Origin of the sequence: Microbacterium sp. SSM24, assembly GCF_025989145.1 — a bacterium.
Lineage (GTDB): Bacteria > Actinomycetota > Actinomycetes > Actinomycetales > Microbacteriaceae > Microbacterium.
The window spans coordinates 1,984,101-1,998,848 of the sequence record NZ_JAPDNQ010000001.1; the positions used below are offsets into that span (position 1 = coordinate 1,984,101).

Consider the following 14,748-nt stretch of genomic DNA (forward strand, 5'->3'; position numbering starts at 1 on the left):
TCAGTCCGCCGACCTGATGACGAACTCCTCCGTCGGAGGGGCCGGGTCATCGCCGGGCCGGTAGATGTCGGGTTCGAGGTAGATGACGCGAGCGGCCGGCACGGCCTCGCGCACACGCGTCTCTATGCGGTCGATGTCGGCCGCGACATCCGCCAGCGGCCGATCCGAGGCGAAGCCGAGCTTCGCCGCGACGAGCAGCTCGTCCGGGCCGAGGTAGAGGGTCTTCATGTGGATCAGCTTCTCGATCTCGTGCCCCGTGGTGATCGCCGTGACGATGCTGTCGTGGTCGGCATCCGTGGCTCCTTCGCCGACGAGCAGGCTCTTCGTCTCGATGCCGAGCGCGATCGCGACCAGGATCAGGAGCGTGCCGATCATGAGCGTGCCGATGGCGTCGAAGAGCGGGTTGTGCGTGAGCCAGGTCATGCCGACGCCGAACAGCGCGAAGACGAGCCCCACGAGGGCGGCGATGTCCTCGAGCAGCACGACGGGCAGCTCGGGAGCCTTCGCGTGCCGCACGAACGACACCCACGACTGCCCGCGCCCGCGGACGTGGTTGCTCTCCTTCACGGCCGTGCGCAGCGAGAACGACTCGAGCACGATCGCGATGAGGAGCACCGCGATCGGGATCCAGTAGTTGGTGAGCTCATGCGGGTGGGTGAGCTTCTCGATGCCCTCGTAGATCGAGAACAGGCCACCGACGGAGAACAGGATGATCGACACGACGAACGCGTACACGTACCGCTCGCGACCGTAGCCGAACGGATGCTCGCGGTCGGCGCGCTTCTTCGCCTTGCGTCCGCCGAGCATGAGCAGCAGCTGGTTGCCCGAATCGGCGACGGAGTGGATCGCTTCGGCGAGCATCGAGGCGGATCCCGAGAGGAACCATGCGATGAACTTCGCGAGGGCGATGCCCATGTTCGCCAGGAACGCCGCGAGGATCGCCTTGCCACCGCCGGAAGCACTCATGCGTTGAGTCTACGGATGCCGCGACCCCGCCCGTGCGGCTGTGACGGCGGTCAGTCGGCGGAGCGGATGATGATCGCCTCGGTCGGCGGGGCGGGGTGCGCGGAAGGCCCCACATAGCCGATCACCGTCAGCAGCGCTTGGCGGAACTCGGCGGGCCGCTCGAGATGCGCGGAATGACCGACCCCCTCCAGGGCGAGCTCGGTGACCTGGCCTCCGCCGTCGGCGTAGCGCGCCAGGACATCGCGGGTCTGCGACACCATCTCCTGCGGGGGAGCGGCCTCTTCGCCGGGCCAGCCCGGAACGATTCCGAGCTTGCCGAGAGTGGCGAGGTCGTAGACCGACGAGTCCGAGACGATCGGGTCGAGGACGCCATGCACCCACAGGATCGGGGGCTTGTCGGCGAGGTCGACGACCCCCGACACGTTGAAGTGCTTGGGCGCGAGGGTGTTGAGCACACCGAGGGTACCCGCCGCGAATCCCGGCCAGTTGTCGCTCGCGACGGAGTCTCCGGGGTAGTTTCCCGTCGCGGTCGAGGTCGTGAGCATAGAGGCGACCCAGATGTCCTCGTGGTCCCTGCGGAACTCGGGGCCGACGTAGTGCGCGCGGAACACGCTGCGCGGTGAGGTCGGCGCCTCGTCGGTCTCGTCGTGGTCGATGAGCCGCTGGACGAAATCGGGGTTGGCGCCGCCGCCCCCGCTGCCGGCGTCGTCGTCGGTGACACGGGTCCCGTCGCGGCGCGTGCCCCCGAAGCCGTACGGCGACACGGGGGATTCCAGCGTCAGGCTGAGCACCGGATGGTCCAGCGCGTACTGCAGGACGACGCCGCCTCCCATCGACCAGCCCACCAGGTGCGCCTTCCGGATGCCGAGGGTCTCCAGCGTCGCGTGGACGTCGTCGCTGAAGTCGCGCACGCCCCGCGTCGCATCGACGGGCGCGTGCTCGGTGCCGCCGAAACCGCGCAGGTCGATCGCGATCACGCGCAGATCGCTCGGGAGGTCCTCCATGAGCTCCTGCCAGAACAGCGACGACGAGACGTTGCCGTGGATCAGGACGACGGTGCGCTCCGCGGGCGTCGACGGGCTGTCGCCCGTGCGCTCCAGGATGTTGACGTTCAGACGCGGCGTCTCGATGACGCGTGCGGCGATGCCGTCGAAGAGGGTCATGTCCAAGGCCTCCCGGAGTCCACGCCGGAGGCGCCCGCGCCCCCGATGTCTCGATGATATCCCCGGGGCATCGCGCCAGTCGCCCTCGTGCGACTCGGCCCTTCAGTCGCCCGCAGGAGCCTGGCCGGTGTAGAACGCGAACGTCTGGTCGGCCGCGCGCGCGGCGGTGGCGGCATCCGCTCCGAAGGCGGCGTGCGCCGCGCCCCAGCCGTCGGCCGCACCCCGGTAGAAGGCGATGCCCTCGTCGGTCGTCGCCCAGGCCTCCGCTTCGGCCGGGCTCGGTCCGTCGCCGGCGCCCGAGAGGTGCAGCGCCAGGCCCAGCAGGCCGCCGTCCCAGCCGACACCGGTAGCGCCGGGTCCGAAGGTGTCCCAGAACCCGGGCGGGATGTCGCCGACCCGCGCCGTGTGCTTCAGCTCGAAGCGGGTCGCGTCTTCGCCGTCCGCGGTGAGGGTCACCGTGAGCCAGGTCACGCCGCCGCCGTACTCCCACGTCGCGGTGTAGTGCGCCGAACCGGCCGACGGCGGGGCGCACTCCAGGATCTCGCCGCCGGCGTTGCCCTCGATCTGGTATCTGCCACCCAGGCGCAGGTCGCCGGAGACCGGCTGGAACCACCGCGCGATGCGCTCGCCGCTGGTGGCGGCATCCCACACGTCCTCGATCGGGGACGGATACGTCTGCGCGAGCGTCTGCACGTGCGATGGCGCGCCGTCGATCTCGCGCGCCACGACCTCGCGGGTCACCGCGTCGAGCTGTCGCTGTACGTCGACCATGTCATTCCTCCAGGGGTTCGGTGCTGTCTGTGTCGTCGGTCTTCTCGGCGTCGGTCTTCTCGGTGCCGGCTGTCACGGGTTCCTCCGCAAGGTTCGCGAGCCGCCGCGTGCGGCGCCCGCGCGCCAGCTCGGTGCCGAGCGCGTCGAGGTGCGGCTGCCAGAAGCGGCGGAACGGATCGAACCACGCTGCTGCCGCCGCCAGCGGGTCGGGCTCGAGCGCATACAGGCGGCGCGTTCCGTCGGGGCGCACGTTCGCGAAGCCGGACTCCCGCAGCACCCGCAGGTGCTGCGACACCGCGGGCTGCGAGATGCCGAACTCGCGTTGCACGACCTCGCCGATGTCGCCGGCGCTGCGCTCGCCATCCGCGAGGAGTTCGAGGATGCGCCGCCGTACCGGGTCTCCGAGGATATCGAGCGCGTGCACGACCCAATGATTGCGTCTTAGCTTATATAAGTCAAGATGCAATCAATCTGCCGATCGTAGACTGGCGCCATGACCGACACCCGTGCACTCCCGCCCATCGCCATCCTCGGAGCCGGGTCCATGGGCGGCGCGATCCTCCACGGCCTCGTGCGGTCCGGGCTCGCGGAGGGCGGCGTGACGGTCACCAACCGCACCGCCGAGAAGGCCGCCGCGCTCGCCGCGCTGGAGGGTGTGACCAGCATCGCCCTCGAAGAGCGTCCTGCGGGGAACACGGATGCCGCATCCTCGGCCGACGTCGTGCTCATCGGCGTGAAGCCCGCGATGGTGCCCGACCTGCTGCGCGAGATCTCACCCGTCCTGCGACCGGGCACCGTCGTCGTGAGCGTCGCGGCCGGCGTGACGATCGCGACGTTCGAGTCGATCCTCGGCGACGACGTCGCGGTCCTGCGGTCGATGCCCAATACCCCGTCGCTGGTCGGCAAGGGCGTGACCGGACTCGCTGCCGGGACCCACGCCGATGCCGAGGCGACCGCCGTCGTGCGGCGGCTCTTCGAGACCGTCGGCACGGTGATCGAGGTGCCGGAGGCGCAGATCGACCCCCTGTCGACGATCTCCGGCTCGGGCCCCGCCTACTTCTTCCTCGTGGTCGAGGAGTTCACGAAGGCGGCGATCGGCCAGGGCTTCAGCGAGGCCGACGCCCGACTCATGGCGGAGCAGACGTTCATCGGCGCTGCGGCGCTGCTCGCGGCATCCGAGGACGATCCCGCGGAGCTGCGTCGCCGCGTCACGAGCCCCAAGGGCACGACCGAGCGTGCCGTCGCCGTGCTGCAGGAGGCCCGCCTCGACGAGACGTTCGCCGCCGCGACCGCCGCCGCCCTCGCCCGGGCGAAGGAGCTGGCCGCTGGCGCGTAGGCGCCGCCGGCGAGCGACGGACATCGAGTGCGTGCGGATCTCGCATGTTGCCGATCGACTATGTGACTTCGCGCTCACACGGCCCGATGTGACTTCGCGTTCACATGACCCGATGTGACTTCGCGTTCACCCACGCGGGTTTGTGAGCATGAACTCACATACGCGAATGGGAAGGTGTGGCTCTTCGGCCGTGAACCATTCGCTCGGCGCGGGACCAGCGGTCGAGCGCCGCGAAGCGCTCACACGGCCCGATGTGACTTCGCGCTCACCCACGCGGGTTTGTGAGCATCAACTCACATACGCGAATGGGAAGGTGTGGCTCTTCGGCCGTAAACCATTCGCTCGGCGCGGGATCAGCGGTCGAGCGCCGCGAAGCGCTCGATGTCGGAGTTCGTGCCTGAGACGATGATGAGGTCGTGGTTCGTCACGACGGTGTTCGCCTCGGCGTAGCGGAACGGCTTGCCGGGGCTCTTCACGCCGACGACCGTCACGTTGTACTTCGTGCGCACGCCGGATTCGTTGAGGCCGACGCCGCGGATGAACTTCGGCGGGTACAGCTTCGCGAGCGCGAAGTCGTCGTCGAAGCGGATGAAGTCCAGCATCCGTCCGCTCACGAGGTGCGCGACGCGCTCGCCGGCCTCGCGCTCCGGGTAGATGACGTGGTTCGCGCCGACGCGGGCGAGGATCTTGCCGTGCGACTGCGAGACCGCCTTCGCCCAGATCTGCGGCACCTTGAGGTCGACGAGGTTGGCGGTGATGAGGACGGATGCCTCGATGGACGACCCGACCGCCACGACGGCGACCTGGAAGTCCTGCGCGCCGATCTGCTTGAGCGCGTCGATGTTCTTCGCATCGGCCTGCACGGTGTGGGTCACGCGCTCCGACCACTTCTGCACGAGCTCGAGGCTCTCGTCGATCGCGAGCACTTCGCGGTCGAGTCGGTCCAGCTCGCCGGCGCACGCGGCGCCGAAGCGCCCGAGTCCGATCACGAGGACGGGAGCGTCGCTGCGGATCCGTTCAACCAACGATCGGCCTTTCCACGGGCAGCGAGTAGAGCTGCGATCGGGATGACGCGGCCACGGCCGCGGCGAGAGTCACTGTACCAACGCGACCCATGACGATCGTGATGGCGAGCACGTAGATGCCGCTGTCGGGCAGCTCGGCGGTGAGTCCGGTGGAGAGGCCGACGGTCGCGAAGCCCGAGATCACGTCGAAGAGCACATCGCCGAGTTCGGCCTTCGTGATCTGCGTGAGGGTGATCGTCGAGATCGCGACGATGGTCGCCCCCCACGCGACGACGGACAGTGCGACGCGCAGCACATCGCTCGGGATGCGGCGGCCGAACACCTGGTTCGCGGCACGCCCCTTCGCCTCGGACCACACCGCGAGGCCGATGATCGCGAGGGTGGTCACCTTGATGCCGCCCGCCGTCGAGGCGGACCCGCCGCCGACGAACATGAGCATGCAGCCCACGAGGAGGCTCGACTGGTTGAGTTCGCCGATGTCGAGCAGGGAGAAGCCGCCGGATCGGGTCATCGCCGAGAGGAAGAAGGCCTGGAACGTGGTGTCCCACGCGTCCTGACGTCCGAGAGTGAGGAGGTTGTCGTACTCCAGGATGAGGAACGCGACGCCGCCGGCGAAGAACAGGGCGATCGTCGTGATGAGCGTCAGCTTGGTGTGCAGCGACCACCGCCGCACGTGCCACAGATGCTTGCGCAGCGTGTAGATCACCGGGAAGCCGATCGATCCGAGGAACACGCCGAACATCAGCACGGTGAGGAAGAAGTAGTCCTGGGCGAAGGGTTCCAGACCCTCGGCGTTGGGCGTGAACCCGGTGTTCGTGAACGCCATCGCGGCGTAGAACGGGGCTTCCCACAGCGCGACATCCCACGGCACGCCCGCGACGATGAGCCCCGGATAAAGGAGGATCGCCACGATCGCCTCGATCGCGAGCGTGGAGAGGGCGACCGTTGCCAGCAGCGCACCGATCTGACCGAGCTGCACGGTCTGCCCCTCGTTGACCGGGCCGCCGTGGGTGCGCAGCGGATTCGAATCGCTCGCGGCGATCAGCTTGGCGCGCAGGCCGAGCCGCCGCGAGATCACGAGCCCGAGGATCGAGGCGAGCGTCAGCACACCGAGGGCGCCGATCTGCACGCCCACGAATACCAGCACATGGCCGAACGGCGACCAGTGCGTCGCCATGTCGACCGTGGACAGGCCCGTCACGCAGATCGTCGACACCGCGGTGAAGAACGCATCCGCGAACGGGGTGACCTGTCCGTCCGCCGCGGCGATGGGCAGGGAGAAGAGTCCGGTGAAGACGAGGATCAGCGACAGGAAGATGATGATCGCGAATCGGGCGGGCGATCGCTGGGTGAGATCGCGGAAGAACTCCACCACCCCATGACCGAGAGCGCGGAGGCGTCCGACGCCGAAGACGCGCGGGCCATCCGACATGCGGGGTCCTCCCTATGCGACGGTCCGGCGGTCGTCCTCATGGTACTCCGCGGGCCGCATGACTAATCTGAGCACATGGCGGACATCTTCGACGTGATCGCGGACGGAACGCGTCGCGACATCCTGCGGCTCCTTCTCGATCGCGCCACCGCCGGCGAACGGGGGACGAGCGTCTCGCACATCGTCAGCGAACTCGGCGCGAGCCAGCCCACCGTATCGAAGCACCTCAAGGTGCTCAGGGAGGCCCACCTCGTCTCGGTGCGCGAGGAGGGGCAGCACCGCTACTACAGCCTCTCGGCCGCGCCCCTCGACGAGGTCGACGACTGGCTCGTCCCCTTCCTGGGCGACGACGACGACTTCGCGAGTGCGAACGGCTCGACCCTGCCGGACTCGGCGGCGCACGCTGCCGAGGTGGTCGGCCGGGCGGCCGCATCCGCCAAGCACGCCGTCGCCACGGCCCTGAAGAAGCTCCCCGGGCGCTGAGCTCAGCGGCGCCCCGCCTTCCTCCGGAACAGCCACGCGCCCCACACGACCGCGAACACGAGGATCGCAAGGCACCAGCCGACGCCCCACCAGGCCTGGCCCTCGTCCATCGGCGTGCCCATCAGCATCCCGCGGATCGTCTCGATGACCGGCGTCACCGGCTGATTGTCGGCGACCCACTGCAGCCACTCGGGCATGGTATCGACCGGCACGAACGCGCTCGAGAGATAGGGCAGGAACAGGATGATGAACCCGTAGGCGTTGGCGCCCTCCGGACTCCCCGACGCGAGCCCCAGCGCTGCGAACAGGTAGGTGATCGTGAGGATCCAGACCACGATCATGCCGAGCGCACCGAGCCAGCCCCACAGATCGGCGGTCGGGCGGAAGCCCACCAGCAGCGCGACGCCGACGACGAGTCCGGTGGCCACGAGGTTGCGGAGCAGGCTCGCGATGACGTGCCCGGTGAGGACGGCGCTCGCCCGCACCGGCATGGTGCGGAAGCGGTCGATGATGCCCGCCTTCATGTCGCTCGCCACATAGACCGCCGTGCTGGATGCTCCGAACCCGGCACACAGCAGGATGATCCCGGGCACGACGTAGTCGACGTATCCGCCGGAGGGATCGATCGCGCCGCCGAACACGTAGGTGAACAGCAGCATGATGATGACGGGCAGCATCACTGCCATGAGGGCGGACTCCCCGTCGCGCAGCGAGTGCCGCAGGCTCCGTCCGAGGAACACGGACTCGGCGGTGAGCCCGCCGATGCGGGGCCGGAGGGCGGGCGCGTCGGGGGCCAGGGCGGTCATGCGATCACCTTCACGGATGCCGCGGTGCGGCTCGAATCGGATGCGGTCAGTGTCAGGAACACGTCGTCGAGGCTCGGGCGCCTGAGCGAGACGACTCCTTCGGCACCCGACTCGTCGAGCACGTCGAGGGCAGCGCGGAGACCCGACACGGTGCCGTCGGTGGCCACCTCGCGCAGCAGGTCGCCGTGGTCGTCGTGGAGTTCGACGGTGTCTCCGCCGACCCGCGCCTTGAGTTGCGCGGCCGTGCCGGTCGCGACGATCCGGCCGCCGTCGAGCACCGCGATGCGGTCGGCGAGCTGGTCGGCCTCCTCGAGGTACTGCGTGGTGAGGAACACGGTCGTGCCGGCCTCCGCGAGGGAGCGGATGACGTCCCACAGCTCGCGGCGACTGCGCGTGTCGAGGCCCGTCGTGGGCTCGTCGAGGAAGAGCACCTCGGGCGTGACCACGAAGCTCAGCGCGAGGTCGAGTCGACGGCGCATGCCGCCGGAGTAGGCGCTCACCCGCTTGGTCGCGGCATCCGCCAGGTCGAATCGCTCGAGAAGGTCGGTCGCTCGGCGCCGGGCAGCACGCGTGGAGAGCCCCGAGAGACGCCCGAGCATCTCGAGGTTCTCCGCACCGGTGAGCACGTCGTCCACGGCGGCGGACTGTCCCGTGAGGCTGATGCGGCGCTTCACGCCCTCGGGGTTGCGCGCGACATCCACGCCCGCGACCTCGGCGGTGCCGGCGTCGGGGCGGGCGAGGGTCGTCAGCACGTTGATGGTGGTCGTCTTCCCGGCGCCGTTGGGGCCGAGGAGTGCGAAGACCTCGCCGCGCCGGACGGTGAGATCGAGTTCGTCGAGCACGGTCTGCCCGCCGAATGACTTCCGCAGCCCGCGGACCTCGATCGCGGACGGGTGGTGGTGGTCGGTCGCCATGATGTGTCCCTTCGTGGTCGTGGGCATACTGTGTATGCCGCAAACTGTTTATGACGGTAACACACTGTTTACGTCGTAAACAGTCCTAGACTGACGAACATGACCGAGGCCGAAGAACCCGAGCTCCCGCGCGGCATCGCGCTGGCGTGGGGCGTCGCGGCGAACCCGCAGCGCGGACCCAAACGCGAGATGAGCGTCGAGCGCATCGTCGAGGCGGCGATGGAGATCGCGGATGCCGAGGGCCTCGGCGCGGTCTCGATGGCCGCCGTCGCCGCGCGACTGGGCTACACGCCGATGTCGCTCTATCGCTACGTGAGCGCGAAAGAGGACCTCGTCCTGCTCATGCAGGAGGAGGCGACCGGGCTGCCGACGGAGGAGAGCCGCACCGCGGGGGACTGGCGCGCCCAGCTGGAGGCGCTCTACCGCGAGCAGGTGCAGGCCTATCTGCGGCATCCGTGGGTCCTCGACGTGCCCATCCGCGGCATCCCCTCCACCCCCAACAGCGCCGCGTGGATGGATGCCGGACTCCGCGCCCTGTCCGAGACGCCGCTGACCTACGACGAGCGGCTCGCCGTGCTGCTGATCGTGACCGGATCGGCGCGCTGGACCGGGATCGTGCTGGCCGGCTACGTGCACCTGGAGCGGGAGCGCGGGGTGGCCGGTGACGAGCTCACGCGCTACGAGGACGCGCTGTTCCGCTCGCTCATCAGCGCCGACGCGTATCCGGCGCTGCGGGAGGCGATCGATGCCGGGGCGTTCCTCGACGAATCGGACCCGTTCACCTTCGGTCTCGAGCGCAGCCTCGACGGCGTCGCGCGGTACCTCGACGCGGTGGCGGCGGGGGATCGGCCGGCCCGCGCACCGTGGCACGGACTGGACGACGCGGAGATCGCCGACGACAAGCGCTATCGCGAGGCGCGGAAGGCCGTGCGAGAGGCGGAGAAGGGCCTGCGGGACGCCCGTCGGATGCTGCGCCAGTCCGCCCGCGAAGCCCGTGACCGTCGCTCGCGGCAGAGGACGGACGGCTGACTCGTTCGAGTCCCAGAGTTCTCACTGGTCACACAGGTTTACATGCGTCCCTCCCACGCTCTAGAGTGTGGCAAGCACTTCTGGGGAAAGGGATCACATGACGGAGCTGCCTGACGTGCGCTTCCTCACCGTCGCCGAGGTCGCGGAGCTGATGCGCGTCTCGAAGATGACGGTCTATCGACTCGTCCACTCGGGCGAACTGCCCGCCGTCCGCTTCGGCCGGAGCTATCGCGTGCCCGAGTCGGCGGTCACGGCTGCCCTGCAACGGCCTATCGCCGACGTCGGCTAGACTGTCACGAGGCATTTTTCGATCTGCCCGTTCCCGGGCGCGCGAGATTCGCGCCCAGACCCCGACATTGTGAGGTTTTCCGTGGGTTCAGTCATCAAGAAGCGCCGCAAGCGCATGGCGAAGAAGAAGCACCGCAAGCTGCTTCGCAAGACGCGCCACCAGCGCCGCAACAAGAAGTAAGCGGCATCGACACCAAGCGCCTGTCTTCGGACGGGCGCTTCGTGTATCCGCCGTTCGCCCGCAGAAGGAGACGCCATGCCGTCGATCACCGTCCAACAGCTTCGTGAGCAGCCCGACATTCCCGTCATCGATGTGCGCGAGACGTGGGAGTTCGAGTCCGGTCGCGTTCCCGGCGCCGTGAACCTGCCGATGTCGACGATCGGCGAGCACCTCGATGCGCTGCCCGACGGCGCGTTCGCCGTCATCTGCAAGGTCGGCGGCCGCTCGGGTCGCGTGGTCGAGGCTCTGCTGGCCCGCGGCTACGACGCGACGAACGTCGACGGCGGCACCGACGAATGGATCGCGGCCGGGTATCCGGTCGAGCAGTGAGCCGGACGTGACGACCCTCACCCTCATCGGCAAGCCCGACTGCCACCTGTGCGACGTCGCCCGCGAGGTCGTCGAGACCGTCGTCGCCGAGCTGCCCGAGGACGCCGTCGAGATCGAGGAGCTCTCGATCGCCGACGATCCCGCGCTCTACGCGCAGTGGTGGGAGAAGATTCCGGTCGTGCTCATCGACGGCACGCTCCACGGTCACTGGCGCGTGTCGCCCGACCGCCTGCGCTCTGCGCTCGAGGCCGCCGGCTCCTGAGACGCGGTCCGATGCCGCCAGGCATGACGAAGGGGCCCGCATGGCGGGCCCCTTCGCTTTCTGCTTGCGGTCAGTCGCGCTCGACGACTTCGGCGTCGGCCGCGTGCTTCTTGACCGATTCGATGCCGTTGAGTGCGCCGGACTTGGACGAATAGCCTTCGCTGGATGCGATGACCTCGCCGTTGGACGCCTTCAGGTTGAAGCGCCACTGGCCACCTTTGTCGGTGAACAGCTCGAATTTGCCCGCCATTGGGAACACCCTTCGATCGTGCGAGACGTCGGTCCCACCGCCGACGCCGGCGTGTCACGCCACGCTCAAACTATCGGCGGGGGTGCGACGCGCGGTAGGGGAGCTCAGGCGATGAGGCGCGCGCGCAGTGCGGCGAGTTCGAGCTCGGTGAGGCCGCCCGACCGCAGGTAGTCGGCCGATCCGCCCTGGTCGTCGATCCAGGCGAGCGCCTGCTCGATGGCCTCGGGCGGCGTGCCCGTCACGAGTTCGTCGATGGCGGGCGTGAGGGGCACGCCCATGCCCGTGATCATCGCCCGCATGCGGTCGGCCCACGGTCCGGCGAGGTTGCCCGCCGACGAGCTGTAGTCGGCGACCACGGCCGCACGGTCGGCGCCCACGGCATCGAGCAGCAGCGCGACCGATACTCCGGTGCGGTCCTTGCCCGCGGTGCAGTGCACGAGCACCGCGGTCGGGGCGTCGTCGTTCGAGGCGGCCACGAGCCGGGCGAGTTCGGCGAAGGATGCCGCGCCGCCGCCGAGCATCGAGATGTAGAGGTCGCCGAGCGAGGGCAGCTGCGCGAGAGCCGCGGCGATCGCCGCCTGTGCCGTCGCGGGATCCGATGCCGTCACGGCGCTCTGCGCGAGCCCCGTCATCGCGCCCTCGAGCAAGGGCAGCTCGACGACGTCGAACGGGCGGTCGGAAGGCAGCACGTCGGGCGCCATCGAGCGCTCCATGTCGGTGCGGAAGTCGGCGATCACGCCGATGGGGGACGCCGCCAGCGCGTCGAGCGCCTCGGCGGAGAGCCCCGTCAGGGCCTCGGAGCGGAAGAGCACGCGTTCCCGCGTTACGCCGCCGTCGCGCAGCGGAGTGCCACCGGTGTCGCGGAAGTTCTGCAGCCCGGGGATCACGGGGCGAGACGTGTCGGGCCGCGGAACAGGTAGGTGACCTCGCGGATCGAGTCCTGGCCGAGCAGCAGCATCATCACGCGGGCCAGACCCATGCCGAACCCGCCGTGGGGCGGGGCGCCGTAGCGGAAGAAGTCGAAGTAGAAGTCGAGGTGCTCCGGCAGGAGACCCTTCTCCGCCGCCTGCTCGATGAGCACGTCGACGCGGTGCTCGCGCTGCGCTCCCGTCGTGATCTCGACGCCGTTGAAGAGCAGGTCGTAGCTCTTGGTGAGCCCGGTCTCCTCGTTGCGCATGTGGTAAAACGCGCGGATCTCGGGGTGGTAGTCCGTGATGAAGACGAACTGGTGTCCGTACGTCTCCGCGACGTGCGCCGCGATCTGGCGCTCGCCCTCGGGGTCGAGGTCGCCGTCGGTGCGGGGGATGTCGTAGCCGCGCGCCTTCACGATCTCGCGGGCCTCGGCCAGCGGGATGCGGGGGAACGGGATGCTGGGCACCTGCACCTCGAGACCGAAGAGCTCCTCGATCTCGGCGCCGTGCTTGTCCTTCACCGCCTGGATGCCCGTCTGCAGGAGCTCCTCCTGCATCGCGGCGACATCCTCGTGCGAGTCGATCCAGCTGATCTCGGCGTCCACCGACGTGAACTCCGTCGCGTGTCGCGACGTGAACGAGGGGTCGGCGCGGAACGCGGGGGCGATCTCGAAGATCTTGCCGAAGCCGGCGACCTGCGCCATCTGCTTGAAGAACTGCGGCGACTGGGCGAGGTAGGCGGTCTTCTCCTCGAAGTACGGCACCTCGAACAGCTCGGCGTTGGACTCGGATGCCGATGCCATGAGCTTCGGCGAGTGGACCTCGATGTAGTCGCGCTCGATCCAGTACGAGCGGAACGCGTGCTCGAGCGTGGTCTGCACGCGGAAGATCAGGTTGTTGCGGCGCTGACGCAGGTCGAGGAAGCGCCAGTCCATGCGCTTGTCGAGTCCGCTGTCGGCGGCGATCGGCGTCTCGGGGAGCGCCGTGGCGGCGATGTCGAGCGCGCCGATCTTGATCTCGACGCCGCCGAGCTTGACGCGCTCGTCGTGCTTGAGTTCGCCCGTCACCGTCAGGAACGACCCGGTCGACAGGTTCGAGATGAGGTCGGTGAGCGCCAGTGCAGCGGCATCCTGGGGTTCCGCGGGCTCCACCGCCACGGAGGGGTCCACCGGGCGGGTGGCGGGATTGACCAGCTGGACCGCGCCGGTCTCGTCGCGCAGGATGACGAACTGGACCTTCTTCTGATCGCGGACGGTCTCGACCCATCCGGAGACGGAGACCTGACCGTCGGGGAGGCCCTGCAGCTGCTTGACGAGGACGCGTTCACTCATGAGAAGCCAGTCTACTGGGGCCATATGATGGCGCCGTGACGTCTCCCGCCCTCCGAAGCCCCGCCGGGCGCAAGCCGGTGCGGGTGTGGGACGTCGTCGTCTCGTCGATCCTGCTCGTGGGCCTGGCGGCCCTTGCGGCGCTGATGTCGTTCTTCGGCTTCTTCCTCGCGATGGCGTCCGACCCGTGCGGTGTGCGGGACTGCAACTCGGAGCTCATCGGCACCGGCCTGATCACCGCCGTCGCCTTGCCGTGGGTGCTGCTGCTCGCAGCATCCGTCGCCACGATCCTCATGCTGGCCTTCCGCAGGCTCGCGTTCTGGGTCCCGCTCGCCGCGGTTCCGTTCATCATCGGGTCGTGGTTCCTCGGCGCATTCATCGCGTCCGCCGGCGTCCCGTCCGGCTGAGGGCCGGGGACATACGGGGGTCTGCACCCAGGCTCCGTTCATCTGCGCCGCCTAGCGTGGAGGTGACCGTGCGGCCGTGGCCGCGGCATCCGATCACCGAAGGCGAAGCCCCCGATGACCGAAACCTCCCCCGACACGTCCTGGCTGTCCGCGCTGCTGGACTGGTCCGTCTCGCTGATGGACGTCATCGGCCCCGCCGGCGCCGGAATCGCGATCGCGCTCGAGAACGTGTTCCCTCCGCTGCCGAGCGAGGTCGTGCTGCCGATGGCGGGACTCGCCGCCAGCCGGGGCTCGTTCACGCTGTTCGAAGCTCTCGCGTGGACCACCGCAGGCTCGATCGTGGGGGCGTTCCTGCTCTACGGGCTCGGGGCATGGCTCGGCGTGGACCGCCTGCGCCGCGTCGCCGCGAAGGTGCCGCTGCTGCACCCGGAAGACATCGACCGCACTGTCGGGTGGTTCCACCGCCACGGCTCGGTCGCGGTGTTCTTCGGTCGCATGATCCCGATCTTCCGCAGCCTCATCTCGATCCCCGCGGGGGTGACGCGCATGCCCCTGTGGCGATTCGGCCTGCTCACCGCCGCCGGAAGCCTCATCTGGAACACGATCTTCGTGCTGTCGGGCTTCCTGCTCGGCGAGTCGTGGCACGTCGTCGAGCAGTACGTCGACGTCGTGCAGTACGTCGTGATCGTCGTCGTCGCGCTCGCCGTGGTGTGGTTCCTCTTCGTGCGCACGGGCGCAGTGATCGCGGCATCCCGCACCGGCTCGGCCGAGACGGACGGGCCCGAGCGCGAGCGCGTCCCCGCCGGCTGACACTCAGCCGACTCAGA

At 69.1% G+C, this 14,748-nt stretch carries 20 protein-coding genes; 9 read left to right on the plus strand and 11 right to left on the minus strand.

Going from position 1 to position 14,748, the window contains the following annotated elements; genetic code table 11:
* From OL358_RS09105 to OL358_RS09120, 4 genes are all read right to left on the minus strand, one after another.
* The gene (locus tag OL358_RS09105) at positions 1-966 is read right to left on the minus strand and encodes a cation diffusion facilitator family transporter (RefSeq protein ID WP_264709661.1); all 966 of its coding nucleotides are present in this window, start codon (positions 964-966) and stop codon (positions 1-3) included.
* 50 nt (positions 967-1,016) lie between these two features.
* A complete protein-coding gene (locus OL358_RS09110) occupies positions 1,017-2,129 on the minus strand; it encodes an alpha/beta hydrolase (RefSeq protein ID WP_264709662.1) in 1,113 nt (370 codons plus the stop codon).
* Positions 2,130-2,231: 102 nt separating this feature from the next.
* Positions 2,232-2,900: an SRPBCC domain-containing protein gene (locus OL358_RS09115; RefSeq protein ID WP_264709663.1), complete on the minus strand. Its 669-nt coding sequence runs from the start codon at positions 2,898-2,900 to the stop codon at positions 2,232-2,234.
* Between the two features lies 1 nt (position 2,901).
* Positions 2,902-3,324 carry an ArsR/SmtB family transcription factor gene (locus tag OL358_RS09120; RefSeq protein ID WP_264709664.1) on the minus strand — a complete coding sequence of 141 codons (423 nt, stop codon included), beginning with the start codon at positions 3,322-3,324 and terminating at the stop codon, positions 2,902-2,904.
* Positions 3,325-3,393: 69 nt separating this feature from the next.
* Between OL358_RS09120 and proC the strand changes: the two genes are divergently transcribed.
* The gene (gene proC, locus OL358_RS09125; protein WP_264709665.1) at positions 3,394-4,236 is read left to right on the plus strand and encodes a pyrroline-5-carboxylate reductase; all 843 of its coding nucleotides are present in this window, start codon (positions 3,394-3,396) and stop codon (positions 4,234-4,236) included.
* Between the two features lie 353 nt (positions 4,237-4,589).
* Here the strand turns inward: proC and OL358_RS09130 are convergent, their stop codons facing one another.
* Both OL358_RS09130 and OL358_RS09135 read right to left on the minus strand, forming a co-directional pair.
* Positions 4,590-5,261: a potassium channel family protein gene (locus OL358_RS09130; RefSeq protein ID WP_056121958.1), complete on the minus strand. Its 672-nt coding sequence runs from the start codon at positions 5,259-5,261 to the stop codon at positions 4,590-4,592.
* Positions 5,254-6,693 (minus strand): TrkH family potassium uptake protein, encoded by a 1,440-nt coding sequence (locus OL358_RS09135; RefSeq protein ID WP_264709666.1) that lies wholly within the window; start codon positions 6,691-6,693, stop codon positions 5,254-5,256. Before OL358_RS09135 ends, OL358_RS09130 begins: the two co-directional genes overlap by 8 nt.
* A 75-nt stretch (positions 6,694-6,768) precedes the next feature.
* Here OL358_RS09135 and OL358_RS09140 point away from each other — a divergent pair, with 75 nt between their 5' ends.
* Positions 6,769-7,176 (plus strand): ArsR/SmtB family transcription factor, encoded by a 408-nt coding sequence (locus OL358_RS09140; protein ID WP_264709667.1) that lies wholly within the window; start codon positions 6,769-6,771, stop codon positions 7,174-7,176.
* A gap of 2 nt (positions 7,177-7,178) precedes the next feature.
* Here OL358_RS09140 and OL358_RS09145 read toward each other — a convergent pair whose 3' ends face one another.
* Positions 7,179-7,982, minus strand: a complete 804-nt coding sequence (locus OL358_RS09145; RefSeq protein WP_264709668.1) for an ABC transporter permease — start codon at positions 7,980-7,982, stop codon at positions 7,179-7,181.
* Positions 7,979-8,896 (minus strand): ATP-binding cassette domain-containing protein, encoded by a 918-nt coding sequence (locus OL358_RS09150; RefSeq protein WP_264709669.1) that lies wholly within the window; start codon positions 8,894-8,896, stop codon positions 7,979-7,981. The genes OL358_RS09145 and OL358_RS09150 overlap by 4 nt, the downstream gene beginning before the upstream one ends.
* Before the next feature lie 99 nt (positions 8,897-8,995).
* Between OL358_RS09150 and OL358_RS09155 the strand changes: the two genes are divergently transcribed.
* From OL358_RS09155 to OL358_RS09175, 5 genes are all read left to right on the plus strand, one after another.
* A complete protein-coding gene (locus OL358_RS09155; protein ID WP_264709670.1) occupies positions 8,996-9,925 on the plus strand; it encodes a TetR/AcrR family transcriptional regulator in 930 nt (309 codons plus the stop codon).
* A gap of 97 nt (positions 9,926-10,022) precedes the next feature.
* A complete protein-coding gene (locus tag OL358_RS09160; RefSeq protein ID WP_056121947.1) occupies positions 10,023-10,214 on the plus strand; it encodes a helix-turn-helix domain-containing protein in 192 nt (63 codons plus the stop codon).
* An 81-nt stretch (positions 10,215-10,295) separates the two neighbouring features.
* Positions 10,296-10,394: a 30S ribosomal protein bS22 gene (locus OL358_RS09165; protein WP_003792170.1), complete on the plus strand. Its 99-nt coding sequence runs from the start codon at positions 10,296-10,298 to the stop codon at positions 10,392-10,394.
* A 75-nt stretch (positions 10,395-10,469) separates the two neighbouring features.
* On the plus strand, positions 10,470-10,763 hold the full coding sequence (locus OL358_RS09170; protein ID WP_264709671.1) for a rhodanese-like domain-containing protein: 294 nt from the start codon (positions 10,470-10,472) through the stop codon (positions 10,761-10,763).
* Between the two features lie 7 nt (positions 10,764-10,770).
* Positions 10,771-11,025, plus strand: coding sequence for a glutaredoxin family protein (locus OL358_RS09175; protein ID WP_264709672.1), 255 nt, complete (start codon positions 10,771-10,773; stop codon positions 11,023-11,025).
* 70 nt (positions 11,026-11,095) lie between these two features.
* On the opposite strand, the gene OL358_RS09180 is transcribed toward OL358_RS09175, so the two are convergent.
* The 3 genes from OL358_RS09180 to aspS all read right to left on the minus strand — a co-directional run bounded on the left by OL358_RS09180 (position 11,096) and on the right by aspS (position 13,517).
* Entirely contained in the window at positions 11,096-11,275 is a 180-nt protein-coding gene (locus OL358_RS09180) for a YegP family protein (RefSeq protein WP_264709673.1), read from the minus strand.
* Positions 11,276-11,379: 104 nt separating this feature from the next.
* The gene (locus OL358_RS09185) at positions 11,380-12,162 is read right to left on the minus strand and encodes a tyrosine-protein phosphatase (protein ID WP_264709674.1); all 783 of its coding nucleotides are present in this window, start codon (positions 12,160-12,162) and stop codon (positions 11,380-11,382) included.
* The gene (gene aspS / locus OL358_RS09190; RefSeq protein ID WP_264709675.1) at positions 12,159-13,517 is read right to left on the minus strand and encodes an aspartate--tRNA(Asn) ligase; all 1,359 of its coding nucleotides are present in this window, start codon (positions 13,515-13,517) and stop codon (positions 12,159-12,161) included. The genes OL358_RS09185 and aspS overlap by 4 nt, the downstream gene beginning before the upstream one ends.
* A 35-nt stretch (positions 13,518-13,552) precedes the next feature.
* On the opposite strand from aspS, the gene OL358_RS09195 reads away from it, so the two are divergent.
* Together OL358_RS09195 and OL358_RS09200 are read left to right on the plus strand one after the other, a co-directional pair.
* Positions 13,553-13,921 (plus strand): hypothetical protein, encoded by a 369-nt coding sequence (locus tag OL358_RS09195; RefSeq protein ID WP_264709676.1) that lies wholly within the window; start codon positions 13,553-13,555, stop codon positions 13,919-13,921.
* A gap of 114 nt (positions 13,922-14,035) precedes the next feature.
* On the plus strand, positions 14,036-14,731 hold the full coding sequence (locus tag OL358_RS09200) for a DedA family protein (RefSeq protein ID WP_264709677.1): 696 nt from the start codon (positions 14,036-14,038) through the stop codon (positions 14,729-14,731).
* Positions 14,732-14,748 lie beyond the last annotated feature (17 nt).

Excerpts from the sequence above, each read along its gene's own strand:
- OL358_RS09105 (WP_264709661.1), bottom strand. The coding sequence starts at position 966 with ATGAGTGCTTCCGGCGGTGGCAAGGCGATCCTCGCGGCGTTCCTGGCG.
- OL358_RS09110 (WP_264709662.1), bottom strand. The coding sequence starts at position 2,129 with ATGACCCTCTTCGACGGCATCGCCGCACGCGTCATCGAGACGCCGCGT.
- OL358_RS09115 (WP_264709663.1), bottom strand. The coding sequence starts at position 2,900 with ATGGTCGACGTACAGCGACAGCTCGACGCGGTGACCCGCGAGGTCGTG.
- proC (WP_264709665.1), top strand. The coding sequence starts at position 3,394 with ATGACCGACACCCGTGCACTCCCGCCCATCGCCATCCTCGGAGCCGGG.
- OL358_RS09135 (WP_264709666.1), bottom strand. The coding sequence starts at position 6,693 with ATGTCGGATGGCCCGCGCGTCTTCGGCGTCGGACGCCTCCGCGCTCTC.
- OL358_RS09140 (WP_264709667.1), top strand. The coding sequence starts at position 6,769 with ATGGCGGACATCTTCGACGTGATCGCGGACGGAACGCGTCGCGACATC.
- OL358_RS09145 (WP_264709668.1), bottom strand. The coding sequence starts at position 7,982 with ATGACCGCCCTGGCCCCCGACGCGCCCGCCCTCCGGCCCCGCATCGGC.
- OL358_RS09150 (WP_264709669.1), bottom strand. The coding sequence starts at position 8,896 with ATGGCGACCGACCACCACCACCCGTCCGCGATCGAGGTCCGCGGGCTG.
- OL358_RS09155 (WP_264709670.1), top strand. The coding sequence starts at position 8,996 with ATGACCGAGGCCGAAGAACCCGAGCTCCCGCGCGGCATCGCGCTGGCG.
- OL358_RS09160 (WP_056121947.1), top strand. The coding sequence starts at position 10,023 with ATGACGGAGCTGCCTGACGTGCGCTTCCTCACCGTCGCCGAGGTCGCG.
- OL358_RS09170 (WP_264709671.1), top strand. The coding sequence starts at position 10,470 with ATGCCGTCGATCACCGTCCAACAGCTTCGTGAGCAGCCCGACATTCCC.
- OL358_RS09180 (WP_264709673.1), bottom strand. The coding sequence starts at position 11,275 with ATGGCGGGCAAATTCGAGCTGTTCACCGACAAAGGTGGCCAGTGGCGC.
- aspS (WP_264709675.1), bottom strand. The coding sequence starts at position 13,517 with ATGAGTGAACGCGTCCTCGTCAAGCAGCTGCAGGGCCTCCCCGACGGT.
- OL358_RS09200 (WP_264709677.1), top strand. The coding sequence starts at position 14,036 with ATGACCGAAACCTCCCCCGACACGTCCTGGCTGTCCGCGCTGCTGGAC.